This is a genomic window from Enterobacter sp. ECC-019 (genome assembly GCF_043974075.1).
Classification (GTDB): Bacteria; Pseudomonadota; Gammaproteobacteria; order Enterobacterales; family Enterobacteriaceae; genus Enterobacter; species Enterobacter asburiae_D.
The window spans coordinates 1546131-1564061 of record NZ_CP143759.1 but is presented as its reverse complement, the minus strand read 5'-3'; the positions used below and the strand labels follow the sequence as shown (position 1 = coordinate 1564061).

The following is a 17931-nucleotide window of genomic DNA, read 5'->3' as shown; positions in this document are numbered from 1 at the left end:
CCTTCAGTATTGATGAAATAACACAGTGGAGTGTACCGGATAGCGGGAAAAGCGAGAAGCTAAAGCCATGCGAATCGTCCGGCGTTTTGATTTTTTGTGCCGGCTAAAACACGAACAATGTGAACCAGGTTGTAATTATTTTGTAAACACATTGCTAAAGGAATTTACATCAACTACAACCATATCATCACAAGTGGTCAGACCTCCTACAAGCAAGGGAGCTTTTCTTTATGATGATTTTGAGCATTCTCGCAACCGTTGTTCTACTCGGTGTGTTGTTCTATCACCGCGTTAGTTTATTCCTGAGCAGCCTGATTCTTCTGGCCTGGACGGCTGCGCTTGGCGTCGCAGGCCTCTGGAATATCTGGCTTTTAGTCCCTCTTGCCATCATTCTTCTGCCGTTTAACTTTGCCCCGATGCGTAAATCAATGATCTCTGCGCCGGTGTTCAAAGGCTTCCGCAAAGTGATGCCGCCAATGTCGCGTACCGAGAAAGAAGCGATTGATGCGGGCACCACCTGGTGGGAAGGTGACCTGTTCCAGGGCAACCCTGACTGGAAAAAGCTGCATAACTATCCGCAGCCGCGCCTGACCGCTGAAGAACAGGCCTTTATTGACGGCCCGGTAGAAGAAGCGTGCCGTATGGCCAACGACTTTGCCATCACTCATGAAATGGCCGACCTGCCGCCAGAGCTGTGGGCGTATCTGAAAGAACATCGCTTCTTCGCGATGATCATCAAGAAAGAGTACGGCGGTCTGGAGTTCTCCGCTTACGCTCAGGCTCGCGTGCTGCAAAAGCTGGCAGGCGTTTCCGGAATCCTGGCGATTACCGTTGGCGTGCCTAACTCCTTAGGCCCGGGCGAACTGCTGCAGCATTACGGTACGGAAGAGCAGAAAGATCACTACCTGCCGCGTCTGGCACGCGGTCAGGAAATCCCATGCTTCGCGCTGACCAGCCCGGAAGCAGGCTCCGATGCGGGTGCGATCCCGGATACCGGCGTGGTCTGCATGGGTGAATGGCAGGGCGAACAGGTGCTGGGCATGCGCCTGACCTGGAACAAGCGTTATATCACCCTGGCGCCAATCGCCACCGTGCTGGGTCTGGCCTTTAAGCTCTCTGACCCGGAAAAACTGCTGGGCGGCGATGAAGATCTGGGCATTACCTGTGCGCTGATCCCAACCTCTACCCCGGGCGTTGAAATTGGTCGTCGTCACTTCCCGCTGAACGTGCCGTTCCAGAACGGTCCGACCCGCGGTCAGGACATCTTCGTGCCGATTGACTACATCATCGGCGGTCCGAAAATGGCCGGCCAGGGCTGGCGTATGCTGGTGGAATGCCTGTCTGTGGGCCGCGGCATTACCCTGCCGTCGAACTCAACCGGCGGTCTGAAGTCGGTCGCGATGGGGATTGGTGCGTACGCTCACATCCGCCGTCAGTTCAAAATCTCCATCGGCAAGATGGAAGGTATCGAAGAGCCGCTGGCGCGTATCGCGGGCAATGCCTACGTGATGGATGCCGCTGCTTCTCTGATTACCTACGGCATTATGCTGGGCGAAAAACCGGCCGTGCTGTCCGCGATTGTGAAGTACCACTGTACCCACCGCGCGCAGCAGTCGATCATTGACGCGATGGATATCGCAGGCGGTAAAGGCATTATGCTCGGCGAAGGCAACTTCCTGGCGCGCGGCTATCAGGGCGCACCGATTGCCATCACCGTGGAAGGGGCAAACATCCTGACCCGCAGCATGATGATCTTCGGTCAGGGGGCGATTCGCTGCCATCCATACGTGCTGGAAGAGATGGCCGCCGCGCAGAACAACGACGTGGATGCCTTCGATAAGCTGCTGTTCAAACATATCGGTCACGTGGGCAGCAACAAGGTGCGCAGCTTCTGGCTGGGCCTGACGCGCGGTCTTACCAGCGCGACGCCGACCGGCGATGCGACCAAACGTTATTACCAGCATCTGAACCGTCTGAGCGCCAACCTGGCTCTGCTGTCTGACGTATCCATGGCGGTGCTGGGCGGCAGCCTGAAGCGTCGCGAGCGTATCTCCGCCCGTCTGGGTGATGTGCTGAGCCAGATCTTCCTGGCCTCTGCGGTCCTGAAGCGCTACGACGACGAAGGCCGTCAGGAAGCGGATCTGCCGCTGGTGCACTGGGGCGTTCAGGATGCGATGTATCAGGCTGAACAGGCGATTGACGACCTGCTGGCGAACTTCCCGAACCGCTTCGTGGCGGGCGCCCTGCGCGCGGTGATCTTCCCGACCGGTCGTCACCATCTGGCGCCGTCCGACAAGCTGGACCACAAGGTGGCGAAGATCCTGCAGGTACCGAGCGCAACCCGCTCCCGTATCGGCCGTGGTCAGTATCTGACGCCGACGCCGCATAACCCGGTGGGTCTGCTGGAAGAGGCGCTGCTGGACGTGATGGCTGCCGATCCGATTCACCAGAAGATCTGTAAACAGCTGGGCAAAAACCTGCCATTTACCCGTCTGGACGAATTGGCAAAACAGGCGCTGGCCGGTGGCATTATCAATAAAGATGAAGCCGCGCTTCTGGTGAAAGCCGAAGAGAGCCGTCTGCGCAGTATTAACGTGGATGATTTCGAACCGGACGAGCTGGCGACGCAGCCGGTAAAGCTGCCGGAGAAGCACCGCAAACCTGAAGCGGCGTAACGCGTTTCGCTCTGACAAACCCCGCCCTGAGCGGGGTTTTTTATTGCCACATTTTCTCGTAATGACGTGCTACAGTGTCAAAAAGCGGTCTTTTGAGGAGTCTGTATCGTGCCTGGTTTGAAGATTTCGATTTTGCAGCAACCTTTAGTGTGGATGGATGGCCCCGCCAACCTGCGCCACTTTGATCGTCAACTGGAAGAGATTACCGGGCGTGATGTGATTGTCCTGCCGGAGATGTTCACGACCGGCTTCGCCATGGAAGCGGCACAACAGTCAATGCCGCAGGAAGAGGTGGTGACGTGGATGCATGCCAAAGCGCAGCAGACCAACGCGCTGATCGCGGGTAGTGCCGCCCTGCAAACGGAGCGCGGGCCGGTGAACCGCTTCCTGCTGGTGGAGCCGGAAGGGAAAGTGCACTTCTACGATAAGCGCCACCTGTTCCGCATGGCGGATGAGCATCATCACTATGAAGCGGGTCACGAGCGCGTGGTGTTCGAGTGGCGCGGCTGGCGTATTCTGCCGCTGGTCTGCTACGACCTGCGCTTCCCGGTGTGGTCGCGCAACCGCAACGATTACGACCTGGCGCTTTATGTTGCCAACTGGCCTGCGCCGCGCTCCCTGCACTGGCAGTCGCTGCTGGTGGCGCGCGCGATTGAAAACCAGGCGTACGTGGTGGGCTGTAACCGCGTGGGAACGGACGGCAACGGGCATCACTACCGCGGCGACAGCCGGGTGGTGAATCCACAGGGCGAAATTATTGCCACCGCCGAGCCGCATCAGGCGACGCGCATTGATGCGGAGCTGTCGCTGACGGCGCTGCAGGAGTACCGCGAGAAGTTTCCGGCGTGGCAGGATGCGGATCCGTTTAGCATCGGCTGAGTAAAAGCCGGGTGGCGGCTACGCCTTACCCGGCCTACAAAAGCACAGCGCAGCGCCACCGGGCGTTGATTAACTCACCAGCGCCTGCCCGTCTTTTCGGCTTTCCGTCGCGGCGACGTAGTGCCCTTCAGGCAGACGGTAAATTATCTGTGCCCCGCCGAAGTTGTAATCCTGAAGCGGATCTTCCACCACGATCTGATGCCCGCGCTCGCGCAGCGCGGCGATAGTATTGCGATCGAATGTCGATTCGACGATCACCTCCCTGCCCTGCACCACGCGCCAGCGCGGGGCGTCAATCGCCGCCTGCGGGTTTTGTCCGTGCAGCATAATGCGCAGCGCCATCTGCATGTGCCCCTGCGCCTGCATCGGGCCGCCCATCACGCCAAAGGACATCAGCGGCTGGCCGTTGCCGTCCATCGCAAAGCCCGGAATGATGGTATGGAACGGGCGCTTGCTGCCCGCCAGCGCGTTCGGGTGATTGGGATCCAGCACAAACCCGCAGCCCCGGTTTTGCAGGCTGATCCCCGTATCCGGCACCACGATGCCTGAACCGAAGCCCATATAGTTGGACTGAATAAACGAGACCATCATCCCGCTGGCGTCGGCAGTGCCGATGTAGACCGTGCCACTCTGCGTCGGGGAACCGTAGACAAAATCAGAGGCCTTATCGTGATCGATAAGCGCCGCGCGCGACTTCAGATAAGGGTCGCTCAGCAGCTCTTTCGCCGCGAACGCCATGTGTTCTTCATCCGCCACGTAGCGGTCGAGATCCGCCAGCGCCAGCTTCATCGCTTCGATGGAGAGATGCAGAGACTGCACGGAATCCGGATGATGCTTCTCAATGCCGCACTGCTCCAGAATGCCGAGCGCAATCAGCGTGGCGATCCCCTGGCCGTTTGGCGGCAGCTCCTGCACCGAACCGCCCGCGAAGTCGCGCGACAGCAGCTCTACCCAGTCCACGCGGTGGTTTGCCAGGTCCTCAGCCGTCAGGTGCGCGCCGTGTTCTTTGGCAAAAGCAGCGATTTTCTGCGCCAGCTCGCCGCGGTAAAAGGCGTCGCCGTTAGTTTTAGCAATCAGCTCCAGCGAGTTTGCCTGCGCCGGGTTACGGAAGATTTCCCCCACGCGCGGGGCGCGGCCTTCCGGCGCGAAGCAGGCGCTAAAGCCCGGCTGATCTTTCAGCTTACTGTAGCCGCGCTGCCAGAGATGGCCAATCAGCGGGGAGACGGGGAAACCGTTACGCGCGTAGTCAATGGCAGGCTGCGCCAGGGTAGTCAGCGGCAGCGTGCCGAAGCGTTCCGCCAGGGCGACCCAGCCGGAGACCGCACCCGGCACGGTCACCGCATCCCAGCCAATTTCCGGCACTGCGGTTTTTCCGGCAAACAGATCCGCATGCCAGCTGGCAGGCGAGCGGCCCGACGCGTTGAGGCCGTGCAGCTTTTCACCGTCCCAGACGATGGCAAAGGCGTCGCTGCCAATCCCGTTGCCGGTCGGCTCGACCACCGTCAGCGCCATCGCGGTGGCAATCGCCGCATCGACGGCATTCCCGCCCAGCTGCAGCATCTTCATTCCCGCCTGCGCCGCCAGCGGCTGCGACGTGGCAACCGCGTTACGGCCCAGCATCGGCGGGCGTCGTGAATCGTAGCCGGACGTAAAATCAAGCGCTTTGGTCATCATGACTCCTTAGTCGTGGCGCGGATCGAGCGCATCGCGCAGCCCGTCGCCGAGTAAATTAAAGCCCTGCACGGCGAGGAAAATCGCCACGCCGGGGAAAACGGACATCCACGGGGCTTGCTCAAGAAAACCTTTGGCGGTGTTGAGCATAGAGCCCCAGGACGGATTTGGCGGCTGCTGTCCCAGCCCCAAAAACGACAGGCTGGCTTCGGCGATAATCGCCGAGGCAATCGCCAGCGTGGCCTGCACCAGGATCGGCGACATTACGTTTGGCAGGACGTATTTAATGATGATCCAGCGATCCGGCAGGCCAATCGCCCGCGCGCCGTCGATGTACTCTTCGTTGCGAATGGCGATCACCTGTCCGCGCGTCAGGCGGGCGAAGATCGGCATCGCCGAAAGACCGATAGCGATCATCGCGTTGGTCAGGCTCGGGCCCAAAAATGCCCCCAGCGCGATCGCCATGATCAGGAACGGACAGGCCAGCAGCGCCTCGATAAAGCGCGAGATCACCCCATCCCACATCTTCTGGAAGTAGCCCGCCACCAGCCCCAGCGGTACGCCGATAACCACCGCAATCACCACCGACATACAGCCCGCCATCAGCGAGGTGCGCGCCCCCCAGATAATGCGGGATAATATGTCGCGCCCCAGCTCGTCGGTGCCGAACCAGTACATCGCCGACGGCGCTTTGCGCACCGCCAGGAAGTTGGCTTTAACCGGATCGAACGGAGCAATCCACGGTGCCAGCAGCGCCACCAGCACAAAGAAGCCCACCACCACCGCGCCAATGACCGCGCTTTTATTGCCGAGGAATTTCTTCAGCACCCGGTTCTGCGCGCGCGGCAGCGCGGGGGCAACGGTTTGCGTCGTCAGTTCCGCCATGGTTAACCTCGCATTTTCGGGTTGATAAGGACGTAGAGCACGTCGGCCAGCAGGTTGAGCATCAGGAAGCCGATCGCCACGATCAGCACCACGCCCTGCACCACCGCGTAGTCACGGTTAAATACCGAGTCGACGATCATCTTGCCGAAGCCCGGAATAGTGAAGACCTGCTCGGTCAGCACCGCGCCGCCCAGCAGCTCGCCGAACAGCAGCGTGGTGAGGGTGATGACCGGCACCAGCGCGTTGCGAAACGCGTGCTTCAGGATCACCGCTTTCGGCAGCAGCCCCTTAGCCCGCGCGGTACGGATGTAATCCGCCTTCAGGACCGCAATCATCGAGGCGCGGGTATGGCGCATCAGCGTCGCCGCGAGTCCCGTTCCGAGCACGGACGCGGGCAGCAGCAGCGTGCGCAGGTTCTGGATCGGATCTTCACTGAACGGCACGTAGCCCGAGGCGGGCAGCCACTGCAGGTTCACCGAGAAGACCAGAATCAGCAGGATCCCCAGCCAGAAGTGCGGGATCGAGATCCCCGAGATCGCCACAAAGTTCGCCCCGTGATCGACCCAGCTGTTTTTGTTCACCGCCGCAAGGATCCCCATGCTGATGCCAAACACCAGCGCAATAATCATCGCCAGCAGCGAAAGCTCCAGCGTGACCGGCAGCTTGCTGGCGATAAGCTGCGTCACCGGTTCGTGCGTGCGTAAGGAGACGCCCAGATCGCCCTGCAGCGCGCGCGTCAGCCAGTGGAAATACTGCACGGGGATCGGCGCATCAAGGTTCAGCTCCGCGCGCAGCTGGGCGATGACCGCCGGATCGCGTTCCTCCCCGGCCATGGCGATCAGCGGGTCGCCGGGCAGCAGCTTTTGCAGCCCGAAGACCATCATGCTCACCAGCAGCAGCGTCGGGATGGCCAGCAGCAGACGTTTGCAAATCAGTTCCAGCATGGGTTCTCCTCAGGACGTTTATTTCGCCAGCGTCAGGCCGGCCAGACGCACGATGCCGTCCGGGTACGGCTTAAAGCCCTGCACTTTCTTGTTCAGGCCAAAAATGCGCGGCTCGAAGTAGAGGTAGGCAATCGGCATGTCGGTTTGCAACTGCTTCACCACCTTGTCGTACAGCGGCTGGCGGGCGGCCTGGTCGGTGCTCTGACGCGCCTGGGTCAGCCACTCATCAACCTGCGCGTTGCTGTAGCGACCGTCGTTCAGGGTGCCTTTGCTGTGGATAAAGCCGTAGATGCTACCGTCCGGATCAGGGCGACCCGACCAGCCGGAGAAACTCAGCTGATAATCACCGCTCTGCTGGCGATCGAGCAGCGTGGCAAATTCGGTCATCTGCAGGTTCAGCGTGAAGCCCGCCTCAGCGACCATCGCCTGCAATACCTGCCCCACCTGCTGCGAGGTTGGGTTGTTTGGCACCAGCAGGTTGACGGTCAGCGGCGCGGTGACGCCTGCCGCTTTCAGCAGCGCTTTTGCTTTGTCGACGTCACGCGGAGGGACCGGCAGGTTCACGTGATACGGACTGACCGGTGAAAACGCCTGGTTGGCCGGGGTGTAGAGCCCCTCAAAGACCACCTGGTTTAACGCATCGCGGTCGATGGCCTGAGAAAACGCCTCACGCACGCGGGCGTCCTTGAACGGATCGTTCGCCGGCACCTTGCCGTTGTTGATGTTGAAGGTGATGCCCTGATAGCCCAGGCCCGTTACCTTCGCCAGCGCCAGCTTGCTGTCAGCCTCGACCGTTTTCACGTCGCTGGCGGCGATGCCTTCGGTCAGGTCGAGATCGCCCGCACGCAGGTTCGCGAGGCGCACGGAGGCATCCGGGATCGGCAGATAGATAATTTTGTCGAAGTGGTAGGCGTCTTTGTTCCAGTAGTTGTCGAAGCGGGTCAGAACAATACGGTCCTGGGACACGCGGCTGTCGAATTTATACGGACCGGAGCAGACAGGATGGGCGGCAAAGTCAGGCTTTTTCGCCGCCTCGGGGGCCATCATCGCGCCCGCGCGGTCGGTAAGCTGCATCAGCAGCGCCGCATCCGGCGTTTTCAGGTGCAGGGCAATCTGCATCGGGCCGGTGACCTCGACCGATTCAACGGAGGAGATCTCGCTCTTACGCAGGGAGCCTTTCAGGGTAAGGGCGCGGTCGAGGTTGTATTTTGCCGCGGCTGCATCGAATTTCTCACCGTCGTGGAAGGTGACGCCTTCGCGCAGATTGAGCGTCAGGGTTTTACCGTCCTCACTCCATGCCCAGTCTTTGGCAAGACCAGGGACGACCTTCAGATTTTCATCCACGTCCACCAGCCTGTCGCACAGGGAGGCAAACACGAAGCGACCATAGTAGGTGCGCGCCAGATGCGGGTCGAGCATGTCCGGGTCAGCGCCCAGACCGATTCGCAGCACGCTTTCAGAATGGGCGGGCAGCGCCGCGCCAAGCAACATAACACTTCCCAGTACGGTCAAAAGAGAATTACGCATTGTCATTATCATGAGTTCCTTGAAGGAAGGGACGAGTGAGTGGCCGCGTGTTCAAACAGCGCGCGGCGGCGCAGAAAAGCGGCGGATGGCGGTGCGATCTGGATAACGCTGCGATCGCGGTTGATCTCCTGCCAGCGATGACAGGCAACCTGACGCCCGCCGTCGAGCACCTGATTGATCGGCTCGACCTGGCGGCATTCATCGGTAACGTACGGGCAGCGGGTGTGGAAACGGCAGCCGGACGGCGGGCTGGCCGGGTTGGGCAGATCCCCCTGCAGCAGCGGCGCGTCGCGCTCAACGCCCGGCTGCATCTGCGGTGCCGAAGCGATCAGCGCCTGGGTATAGGGGTGCAGCGGCGCGTCAAAGATCTCATCCACAGTGGCAAGCTCGACGATTTGCCCGAGATACATGACCGCCACGCGATCGCTCATATGGCGGATCACCGCCAGACCGTGGGCGACAATCACCATCGTCAGCCCCAGCTGGTGCTTCAGGCTTTCCAGCAGGTTGACCACCTGCGCCTGAACGGAAACGTCCAGCGCGGAGACCGGCTCATCCCCCAGCAGCAGCTTCGGTCCCGAGGCCAGCGCGCGCGCAATGCCGATACGCTGGCGCTGTCCGCCGGAAAACTCGTGCGGATAGCGCCCGGCCCAGGCGGCAGGCAGACCAACGGTTTTAAGCAGCTCGGCAACGCGGTACTGGCGATCCGCTTTTTTCATATTCTGATGCAGCCACAGCGGCTCCCCGACGATCTGCTCCACCGTCATGCGCGGGTTGAGCGAGGCGAAGGGATCCTGAAAAATAATCTGCAGCTCGCGCCGGAGCTGGTTCAGGCGGGCACCGGAGGCGTCGGTGATCTCCTCTCCCTGATAAAACACGCGCCCTTCGCTGGCGGCCAGCAGGCGCAGCAGCAGACGGCCTAGGGTGGATTTCCCGGAGCCGGACTCGCCGACGATCGCCAGCGTTTCGCCCGGCATCACGGCAAGCGAAACGCGATCGACCGCCATGACAAACCGTGCCGGAGTAAAGAGTTTTTTGGGGCCGGGGAAAAGCTTGCTGAGGTCACGGGCTTCAAGAATGGGCGTGGTCATGCGATTTCTCCCAGGGCAATGTGCTGTTCGAGAGGTACGCGAAAGCAGGCAACCTGATGGCCCGCGCCGAGTGTGGTGAGCGAGGGTTTTTCATCATGGCAGCGCGACTGCGCAAACGGACAGCGGGTGGCAAAACGGCAGCCTTTCGGCATGGATTCCGGGAGCGGGACCGCGCCGGGAATGGTGGAGAGCTGGCCCTTGCGTGCGCCAAGAGAAGGAATCGAGCCCATCAGGCCGATGGTGTACGGATGCTGCGGATCGGCGAATATCGCCTCCACGCTCCCCTGCTCCACCACCTGCCCGGCATACATCACCGCCACCTGCTGGGCAACTTCTGCCACGACGCCTAAATCGTGAGTGATCATCAGCACCGCCGTGCCGGTTTCCTCTTTTAAGGCGTTGAGCAAGGCGAGGATTTGCGCCTGGATGGTGACGTCGAGCGCGGTGGTGGGTTCATCAGCAATCAGCAGTTTGGGATGGTTAATCAGCGCCATCGCAATCATCACGCGCTGGCGCATGCCGCCGGAAAGCTGGTGGGGATACGCTTTCAGGCGCATCTCTGCCGCCGGGATCTGTACCTTCCCGAGGATCTGCAGCGCAACCTTCATCGCCTCTGCGCGCGAGACGCTCTGGTGTCGCATCACCGCTTCGCTGAGCTGGTCCCCCAGCGTGAACGCCGGATTGAGCGAGGTCATCGGCTCCTGGAAAATCATCGCCAGCTCGCTGCCGCGCAGATCGGCATACTCGCGCGGAGAGAGCTTTCGCAGATCGTGGCGGCGAAACTGCATCTCACCGCTGACAATCTGCGCGCTGGCGGGCAGTAACCCCATCAGCGCCAGTGAGGTGATACTTTTCCCGCAGCCGGACTCCCCCACCAGCGCCAGCGTTTCGCCCGCCCTGACGGTCAGAGAAATACCATCCAGCACGCTAACCGGCGAGCCAGCAAACGTAACGTTGAGGTTTTGCACTCGCAATACGGGCGTGGCGTCCTTAAAGGGTATTGTCGTCATGGCGTGAAGTCGTCCTCGAGGTGGATCGCCTGAATCAGGGCGGTTTGCAGGCTGAGCAGGTGTTCGCGCATGGCGGCCGCGGCTTCATTAGGCTGGCGATGGATAATCGCCGACATGATCTTATGGTGGTGGTCGTTATAGCTGTCGACGCGTTCGGGGGTGCGCGCCAGCTCGCGCAGATGCTGCCAGCCCGGTTCACGCCGCACGGCATCAATAGCATCAAACAGGCCGAGCATCAGACGGTTGCCCGCCGCCTCGGCAATCGCCCGGTGAAAGGCGCTATCCCAGAGTTCGTTGAGATCGCGGTCATCCGGGCTGACCTTATCGATGCGTTCCAGCATGCGCTGCATGAGCGCGAGGTTTTCCCTGGTGGCACGCAGTGCCGCAAGCCGGGCTAAGCCGGGTTCGAGTTGTAGGCGAGCTTCCATCACTTCCAGCAGGTTGGTCTGCTGAACCAATCCCTGAAGGGCCAGCGGTTCAACAGGTGCCGCCGGGCCAATAAAGGTCCCTTTGCCCTGCTTACGCCAGATGCGCCCCTCTTCTTCCAGCACGTCCAGCGCACGACGCACTTCACGTCGTCCTACGCCGAGAGTGTCCGACAGCTCACGTTCCGTGGGCAGCGGTATGCCTGGTGTTGACTCATGCTGGTTGATAAGCCCGCGCAGCTGCTCAAGCGCGGTGCTGGAATTTGCCAGAAACCGTGACGGTTTTTCCATATTGGTTCGCTCGCTTTCATCATTGCTTTATTTTTATTAACGATAAGTTATTGATATGGAATGAAGCTTATCGTGCTAATGATTAAGCAATAACCAAACCAATACGCAATTGGTTCGGTGTTTTTTTGAAAAGCGAGAGATAACCAAATGATTCTGCGTGAATTATTTTTACAGAAAGACACATTCTGACCGAGGTCTGAAGAGAGTGATGGTGATTAAATGCACAACATTAGTGCAATAAACGCACTACATCTGTGCAATTGTTAATAAATTGCACCGTATACATTAATTTTTTGTTAATGATAAGTGAAGGGATGAGATTGGAGAATACTGAAACGACGAAGGCCTGAATCATTTCTGATTCAGGCCTTCTGAATAGTGGCGGAACGGACGGGACTCGAACCCGCGACCCCCTGCGTGACAGGCAGGTATTCTAACCGACTGAACTACCGCTCCACTGTTCCCGTTTGGGGAACGAGGCGCATATTACGGTGCGCCTCCGATCTCGTCAACGCTTTTTCTCACGTTTTGAATCGTTTGCTGCAAAAATCGCCCAAACGATGATTTTACAGGCATTCAGGCGTTTTTTCAGGCGCGCCACATACAGCTGCCGCCCTTCTTCTGGACCAGATCAAGCCGGGATTCGTGGTTAAGGAGCTCTTCATCGCTGGCTAAAACAACCCGCAACCGGCTTGCCTGACGGACAACACGCTGAATGCCCGCTTCGCCTTGCGTCTGCTGGGATTCATTTTCCATACTGAACTTCATTGACGTCTGCCCGCCGGTCATTGTCAGATAGACATCCGCCAGGATCTGGGCATCGAGCAACGCCCCGTGGAGCGTTCGCTTGGTGTTGTCTATCTCGTAGCGCGAGCAGAGCGCATCAAGGCTGTTACGCTTGCCGGGAAACATCTTCCTTGCCAGCGCCAGGCTGTCCGTCACCTTACAGAAGGTGTTCGTCTTCGGGATATCACGATTAAGCTTGCTGAATTCATAATCCATAAAGCCGATATCGAACGATGCGTTATGGATGACAAGTTCGGCACCCTTGATATATTCCAGGAACTCGTCAGCCACATCAGCAAAAGTCGGCTTATCCAGCAAGAACTCATCGGCAATACCGTGAACGCCGAACGCTTCCGGATCCACCAGCCGATCGGGTTTGAGGTAGACGTGGAAGTTGTTCCCCGTAAGACGACGGTTCACCACTTCAACGGCGCCGATCTCGATGATCTTATGCCCTTCGTAGTGTGCGCCGATCTGGTTCATACCGGTGGTTTCGGTATCGAGGACAATCTGGCGAGTAATTGCAGTGCTCATAGCGGTCATTTATGTCAGACTTATCGTTTAACTGAACGTTTCGAATACAGGAAGTCTACCAGAGATGCGTAAACAGGTAGAAATTTTCACCGATGGATCTTGTCTCGGTAACCCAGGACCCGGCGGCTACGGCGCGATTATGCGCTATCGCCAGCACGAAAAAACTTTTAGCGAAGGCTATTTTCTGACCACCAACAACCGGATGGAGTTGATGGCGGCCATCGTGGCGCTGGAGGCGTTAAAAGAACATTGTGACGTGGTGCTAAGCACCGACAGCCAGTACGTGCGTCAGGGGATCACCCAGTGGATCCATAACTGGAAAAAACGCGGCTGGAAAACTGCCGATAAGAAGCCGGTCAAGAATGTCGATCTCTGGAAACGTCTTGATGCTGCGCTGGGCCAGCACCAGATTAAGTGGGAGTGGGTTAAAGGCCACGCAGGCCACCCGGAAAACGAACGCTGCGACGAACTGGCGCGCGCTGCGGCATCCAATCCCGCTCATGAAGATGCGGGCTATCAGCCCGACGCCTAATCGGTTTTTTTGTACTGCCGCGTGGCGCCGACGGTCTGGCGGATGGGCGTTTTCGACTTGCTCTGCTTCATGGGGTTAAGCGTAAGGGGAATAGTTCGCTTACGCGCGACGATAAACTGCAAACAGCCCAACGCGGGGAGATGGGTGCTCAGTACCACGCCCCCCTGCCGCGCCCAGGGCAGCACCTGAAAACCTCCGTAGCAGAGCACTTCAAAGTTCAGCAGCGAAAGCCAGTCGAGCTGGCGCATCATGGTGAACATCCGGCTGTTGTAAGGTGGAGTCCGGCGTAGCACCGGTACCAGCTTACGCAGGCCCATCAGGCTTAGCGGATTGAATCCGCTAAGTACCAGCCAGCCGTCATCAATCAGCACGCGATCGGCTTCGCGAAGCAGACGATGCGGATCGCTGCACCAGGGCAGCGTGTGGGCGAGCAAACACGCATCGACGGATTTTTCCGCAAACGGCAGATGCAACGGGTCTGCTTTTACCTGAACCGGCGATCCGCCGAGAGAGACGTTGACCTGATGCGAGATAGCGCAGCTTTCGGTATTGATTTCCGCGCTGAGATTGCCAATCTTAAGCAGGTGAAAGCCATACATTTTCGCGAGCCAGGGCTTCAGCTGTTGTTCTAACGCTTCGCGATAGTATTCACCCCAGGGCAATTCCGCCCAACGTTCCGGTGCTGCGACAGTCTGAGGTATCCTTGCCGGTTTCATCAAAACACCCGCCACGCTATAAGAGGTAATGTATGAATCTTATCAGTATTCCAGCCTTTGAGGACAATTACATCTGGGTTTTGGTTGACGACGATCGTCGATGCGTCATTGTCGATCCCGGAGAATCGGGCCCTGTTCTGCGCGCCATAAAAGAGAACGGCTGGCAGCCAGAAGCCATTCTGTTGACGCATCACCATCACGATCATACTGGCGGCGTGCCTGAACTGCGCACTCATTTTCCGCATCTGGTGGTTTACGGACCGGCAGAGGCACAAGATAAGGGCATTACGCAAGTAGTCGAAGAAGGCGAAACTATCCTCATACGCGAGTGGGAGTTTTCCGTATTTGCTACACCAGGTCACACTTTGGGACATCTGTGTTTCTACAGTAAGCCTTATCTTTTTTGCGGCGATACGCTGTTCTCCGGAGGCTGCGGAAGACTGTTTGAAGGTACGCCTGCTCAAATGTACCAGTCTTTACAGAAGATTAACGCACTACCCGACGAAACAATCATTTGTTGCGCCCATGAGTATACATTAGGAAATATGAAGTTTTCCGTGAGCCTCTTACCCGAGGATAGGGCTATTCAGGATTATTATCACAAAGTGAAGGAGTTACGTGCAAAAAACCAAAAAACACTACCCGTAATTCTGAAAAATGAGCGCCAAATTAATTTATTTTTACGAACAGATGACGTTGATTTAATTAACAAAATTAACCAAGAAACAAATTTGCAACAACCAGAACAGCGATTTGCATGGTTAAGGTCAAAGAAAGATAACTTCAGATAATTGCGGGTTGCCTTTTCAAAATTTCGCCGTTATCATCGCTCGTCTTTTAAGCAACTATTGACACACACATGAAGGCAAAAGCGATATTACTCGCCTCTGTCCTGCTTGTAGGTTGCCAGTCGCAGAACGGCAGCAACGTACAACAGCACGCACAGAGCCTTTCTGCAGCTGGTCAAGGGGAAGCAGGGAAGTTTGCAAGTTCGGCGCGCTGGATGGACGATGGAACATCTTTCGCGCAGGATCAAGACTTGTGGACCTCTATTGGCGACGAGCTAAAGATGGGAATTCCGGAAAATACCCGGATTCGCGAACAGAAACAGAAGTATTTAAGTAATAAGAGCTATCTCCACGATGTAACGTTACGGGCAGAGCCGTATATGTACTGGATAGCCGGGCAAGTTAAGAAACGTAACATGCCTATGGAGCTGGTACTCCTACCCATAGTGGAGAGCGCTTTTGACCCACACGCGACGTCTGGCGCCAATGCCGCAGGTATTTGGCAGATCATTCCGAGCACCGGGCGAAACTATGGTCTGAAACAGACCCGCAACTATGATGCGCGTCGCGATGTTGTCGCTTCAACGACAGCCGCTCTCGACATGATGCAACGTCTGAACAAGATGTTTGACGGTGACTGGCTGTTAACGGTCGCAGCGTACAATAGCGGCGAAGGTCGTGTACTGAAGGCAATGAAAGCGAATAAAGCACGGGGTAAATCCACCGATTTTTGGTCGCTCTCACTGCCACAGGAAACAAAGATTTACGTACCGAAAATGCTGGCATTGAGCGATATTCTCAAGAACAGCAAGCGTTACGGTGTACAACTGCCAACACCAGACGAAAGTCGTGCACTGGCGCGTGTTCGCCTCAGCAATCCGGTTGATATCCAACAGGTTGCTGATATGACGGGTATGTCGGTAAGTAAATTGAAAACCTTTAATGCAGGCGTTAAAGGCTCAACCCTGGGGGCAAGTGGCCCGCAGTATGTAATGGTTCCGCAGAAACATGCTGAACAGTTACGTGAGTCTTTAGCTTCTGGTGAAATCGCCGCCGTTCAGTCAACGCTGATCGCCGATGCCTCATCAGTTAACAGCCGCAGCTATAAGGTTCGTTCAGGTGATACGCTTTCGGGCATTGCTTCACGTCTTGGCGTGAATGCGAAAGATCTGCAGCAGTGGAATAACCTGCGCAGTTCCGGCTTGAAAGTGGGTCAGACTCTGACGGTAGGTGCAGGTAGCAGCGCACAGCGTCTCGCCAGCAACAGCGATAGCATTACCTATCGCGTGCGCAAGGGCGATTCACTGTCCAGTATCGCAAAACGACACGGCGTAAACATCAAGGATGTGATGCGCTGGAACAATGATACTGACAATCTGAAACCTGGCGACCAGCTGACGCTGTTTGTGAAGAACAGCGCTACGCCAGACTCCTGATAGCACGATCGAAAGATAAAAAGGCACCGATTCCCCTCGGTGCCTTTTTTGTTTATCCCGCTTTTTGCGCTTCAGCCATGATGGTATCGCTGGTAAATGAGCCATCCTCCTGCAGTTCAAAGTATGCTTTTACCTCCGCGGACGCACTCTCCTGATACAGCCTGATCGCCTGGCTTAATGCTTCCGGGGTGCGCATACGCGCGATCCACGAGCTGAACTCCAGCGGTAAGCGGTCTGTAATCAACGCGCGCGCGATCAGCCCCGCTTCAGTGATAAATGACAACCACTCTCCGCTGGCGTAGTTTTGCACGTGCGAGGTATCGCGCAGCGCTTCGACCGTCTGCAGCCAGATATTGCGCACCGGATGTCCAGGGGACATCACATCCATAATAATGAAGATGCCACCCGGCTTCAGAACACGTTTAACTTCGCGTAATGCCTGGCCGACATCATGCCAGTGGTGCGCAGAGTAACGGCTGATAACCACTTCAAACGACGCATCATCAAAAGGTAAGGATTCAGCATAGCCCTGGCGCGTATCAATGTTGTCCAGCCCCTTCGCTTTCGCCGCCTCAGCAACGACGTCCAGCATTTGGCTGGATAAGTCATACGCGGTAACGTGCGCGACCTGCTGCGCAGCCGTAAAGCTGGCATGCCCTGCCCCGCAGCCTAAATCCAGCACGCGGGCCTGCGGGAACGCCGCCAGACGCTCACCGAGACGCACCAGATCGCGGCCAGAAGCATGCACGGCGCTACTCAGATAGGCACTTGCCTGAGAACCAAACTGTTTTTCTACGTTGTCATGATGGGAGTGTGTTGTTGTCATCGTACTGTCCTTTGTTGGTTAAAAATAAAAGGGCAGCACCCGCGCAGGCCTGCCCCACGGCAGACCTGACACACCATTATTTATCAGGTTTGCCGGGACTGAATTCAACTAGTAGAGGGTTGTGATCGGAGGCGCGCGTCACCAGAACAGAGGCGTCGTGCACGCTCAAACCACGATAGAAGACAAAATCAAGAGGACGACCAAAGGCTTTTTTGCGCTGGTCATCGCTAAAACGAACTTCACGCAGCGACATTTCACGCGCAAAGCGATACAGCGCATTCATGCGCGGTCGGCTCCAGGCATTGAAATCGCCTGCCATAATGATGGGGCCGCTGTGATGGGCAATCTGATCGCCAATCGGAAGTAACTGCTTACTGTAGACATCCACGCCCAGGCTGAAATTGACCGCATGGATGTTCACGACCATCAGCATTCGGGTATCCGGCAGCGGATAGACCGTCACCAGCGCCGATTTCGCCAGACGCAGGATAGGTTCACGTTCGCGCAGAGGACAGCAATAGACCGGATGTGCTGCTGAAAGTGTCATCACACCTGAGGGATGCTGTGGCAGGACAAATGCAGGCACCTGATCGGCGGCAAGATAGTTCGTGGTGGCAAACCGTACCAGCTCTGGGGTGGTTTGCGCCTCCTGGAGCAGAACCAGGTGGGCATCTTTTCCAAAATTCTTGAGTACTGATAACCATTCGGCACGCTGCTGCTTAAAAATATTCCACACCAGTACACGGATTTTCTCATCGCTGCTTAACGGTGTGCCGGCGGGCAATGCCTGGCTTATGCTCGCAAATGATCCCGGAGGCAAGATCCTCTCCGCGGGCATTCCGGCAACATAACGCATGGCATAGGTATTTTTTCGCACTTTTGGAAACAGCCTCTGTAACATGAACCAGCCCGGAA

The 17931-nt window shown here is 57.5% G+C and carries 16 protein-coding genes and 1 tRNA gene; 5 read left to right on the top strand and 12 right to left on the bottom strand.

Translation table 11 applies throughout. The features are described from left to right. The first annotated feature begins 230 nt into the window (after nt 1-230). Both fadE and V1566_RS07240 read left to right on the top strand, forming a co-directional pair. A complete protein-coding gene (fadE, locus tag V1566_RS07245) occupies nt 231-2675 on the top strand; it encodes an acyl-CoA dehydrogenase FadE (RefSeq protein WP_395305454.1) in 2445 nt (814 codons plus the stop codon). Between the two features lie 108 nt (nt 2676-2783). After that, nucleotides 2784-3554: an amidohydrolase gene (locus tag V1566_RS07240; protein WP_395305453.1), complete on the top strand. Its 771-nt coding sequence runs from the start codon at nt 2784-2786 to the stop codon at nt 3552-3554. 69 nt (nt 3555-3623) lie between these two features. On the opposite strand, the gene V1566_RS07235 is transcribed toward V1566_RS07240, so the two are convergent. From V1566_RS07235 to dnaQ, 9 genes are all read right to left on the bottom strand, one after another. Next, nucleotides 3624-5225 carry a gamma-glutamyltransferase family protein gene (locus V1566_RS07235; protein WP_395305964.1) on the bottom strand — a complete coding sequence of 534 codons (1602 nt, stop codon included), beginning with the start codon at nt 5223-5225 and terminating at the stop codon, nt 3624-3626. 9 nt (nt 5226-5234) lie between these two features. After that, nucleotides 5235-6110, bottom strand: a complete 876-nt coding sequence (locus V1566_RS07230; RefSeq protein WP_063431376.1) for an ABC transporter permease — start codon at nt 6108-6110, stop codon at nt 5235-5237. Between the two features lie 2 nt (nt 6111-6112). Continuing rightward, entirely contained in the window at nt 6113-7054 is a 942-nt protein-coding gene (locus V1566_RS07225; RefSeq protein WP_181594439.1) for an ABC transporter permease, read from the bottom strand. A gap of 18 nt (nt 7055-7072) precedes the next feature. Further along, the gene (locus V1566_RS07220) at nt 7073-8587 is read right to left on the bottom strand and encodes an ABC transporter substrate-binding protein (protein ID WP_395305452.1); all 1515 of its coding nucleotides are present in this window, start codon (nt 8585-8587) and stop codon (nt 7073-7075) included. 2 nt (nt 8588-8589) lie between these two features. Further along, nucleotides 8590-9672 (bottom strand): ABC transporter ATP-binding protein, encoded by a 1083-nt coding sequence (locus V1566_RS07215; RefSeq protein WP_395305451.1) that lies wholly within the window; start codon nt 9670-9672, stop codon nt 8590-8592. Further along, a complete protein-coding gene (locus V1566_RS07210; RefSeq protein WP_395305450.1) occupies nt 9669-10682 on the bottom strand; it encodes an ABC transporter ATP-binding protein in 1014 nt (337 codons plus the stop codon). The genes V1566_RS07215 and V1566_RS07210 overlap by 4 nt, the downstream gene beginning before the upstream one ends. Further along, the gene (locus V1566_RS07205) at nt 10679-11398 is read right to left on the bottom strand and encodes a FadR/GntR family transcriptional regulator (protein ID WP_023334601.1); all 720 of its coding nucleotides are present in this window, start codon (nt 11396-11398) and stop codon (nt 10679-10681) included. Before V1566_RS07205 ends, V1566_RS07210 begins: the two co-directional genes overlap by 4 nt. Nucleotides 11399-11777: 379 nt before the next feature. After that, nucleotides 11778-11854 (bottom strand) — tRNA-Asp (locus tag V1566_RS07200). A 132-nt stretch (nt 11855-11986) separates the two neighbouring features. After that, complete coding sequence (dnaQ, locus tag V1566_RS07195; RefSeq protein ID WP_029739690.1) at nt 11987-12718, bottom strand: DNA polymerase III subunit epsilon; 732 nt, start codon at nt 12716-12718, stop codon at nt 11987-11989. 64 nt (nt 12719-12782) lie between these two features. On the opposite strand from dnaQ, the gene rnhA reads away from it, so the two are divergent. Then, nucleotides 12783-13250 carry a ribonuclease HI gene (rnhA, locus tag V1566_RS07190; protein WP_023310485.1) on the top strand — a complete coding sequence of 156 codons (468 nt, stop codon included), beginning with the start codon at nt 12783-12785 and terminating at the stop codon, nt 13248-13250. Here the strand turns inward: rnhA and V1566_RS07185 are convergent. Next, nucleotides 13247-13966, bottom strand: a complete 720-nt coding sequence (locus tag V1566_RS07185) for a class I SAM-dependent methyltransferase (protein ID WP_023310484.1) — start codon at nt 13964-13966, stop codon at nt 13247-13249. The genes rnhA and V1566_RS07185 overlap by 4 nt on opposite strands. 32 nt (nt 13967-13998) lie before the next feature. On the opposite strand from V1566_RS07185, the gene gloB reads away from it, so the two are divergent. Together gloB and mltD are read left to right on the top strand one after the other, a co-directional pair. Further along, nucleotides 13999-14757 (top strand): hydroxyacylglutathione hydrolase, encoded by a 759-nt coding sequence (gloB, locus tag V1566_RS07180; RefSeq protein ID WP_395305449.1) that lies wholly within the window; start codon nt 13999-14001, stop codon nt 14755-14757. A gap of 68 nt (nt 14758-14825) precedes the next feature. Beyond that, nucleotides 14826-16190, top strand: coding sequence for a murein transglycosylase D (gene mltD / locus V1566_RS07175; protein WP_148244840.1), 1365 nt, complete (start codon nt 14826-14828; stop codon nt 16188-16190). A gap of 52 nt (nt 16191-16242) precedes the next feature. Here the strand turns inward: mltD and V1566_RS07170 are convergent, their stop codons facing one another. Together V1566_RS07170 and V1566_RS07165 are read right to left on the bottom strand one after the other, a co-directional pair. Continuing rightward, nucleotides 16243-17016 (bottom strand): class I SAM-dependent methyltransferase, encoded by a 774-nt coding sequence (locus V1566_RS07170; RefSeq protein ID WP_395305448.1) that lies wholly within the window; start codon nt 17014-17016, stop codon nt 16243-16245. Between the two features lie 76 nt (nt 17017-17092). Beyond that, nucleotides 17093-17893 carry an endonuclease/exonuclease/phosphatase family protein gene (locus V1566_RS07165; protein WP_024909448.1) on the bottom strand — a complete coding sequence of 267 codons (801 nt, stop codon included), beginning with the start codon at nt 17891-17893 and terminating at the stop codon, nt 17093-17095. Nucleotides 17894-17931 lie beyond the last annotated feature (38 nt).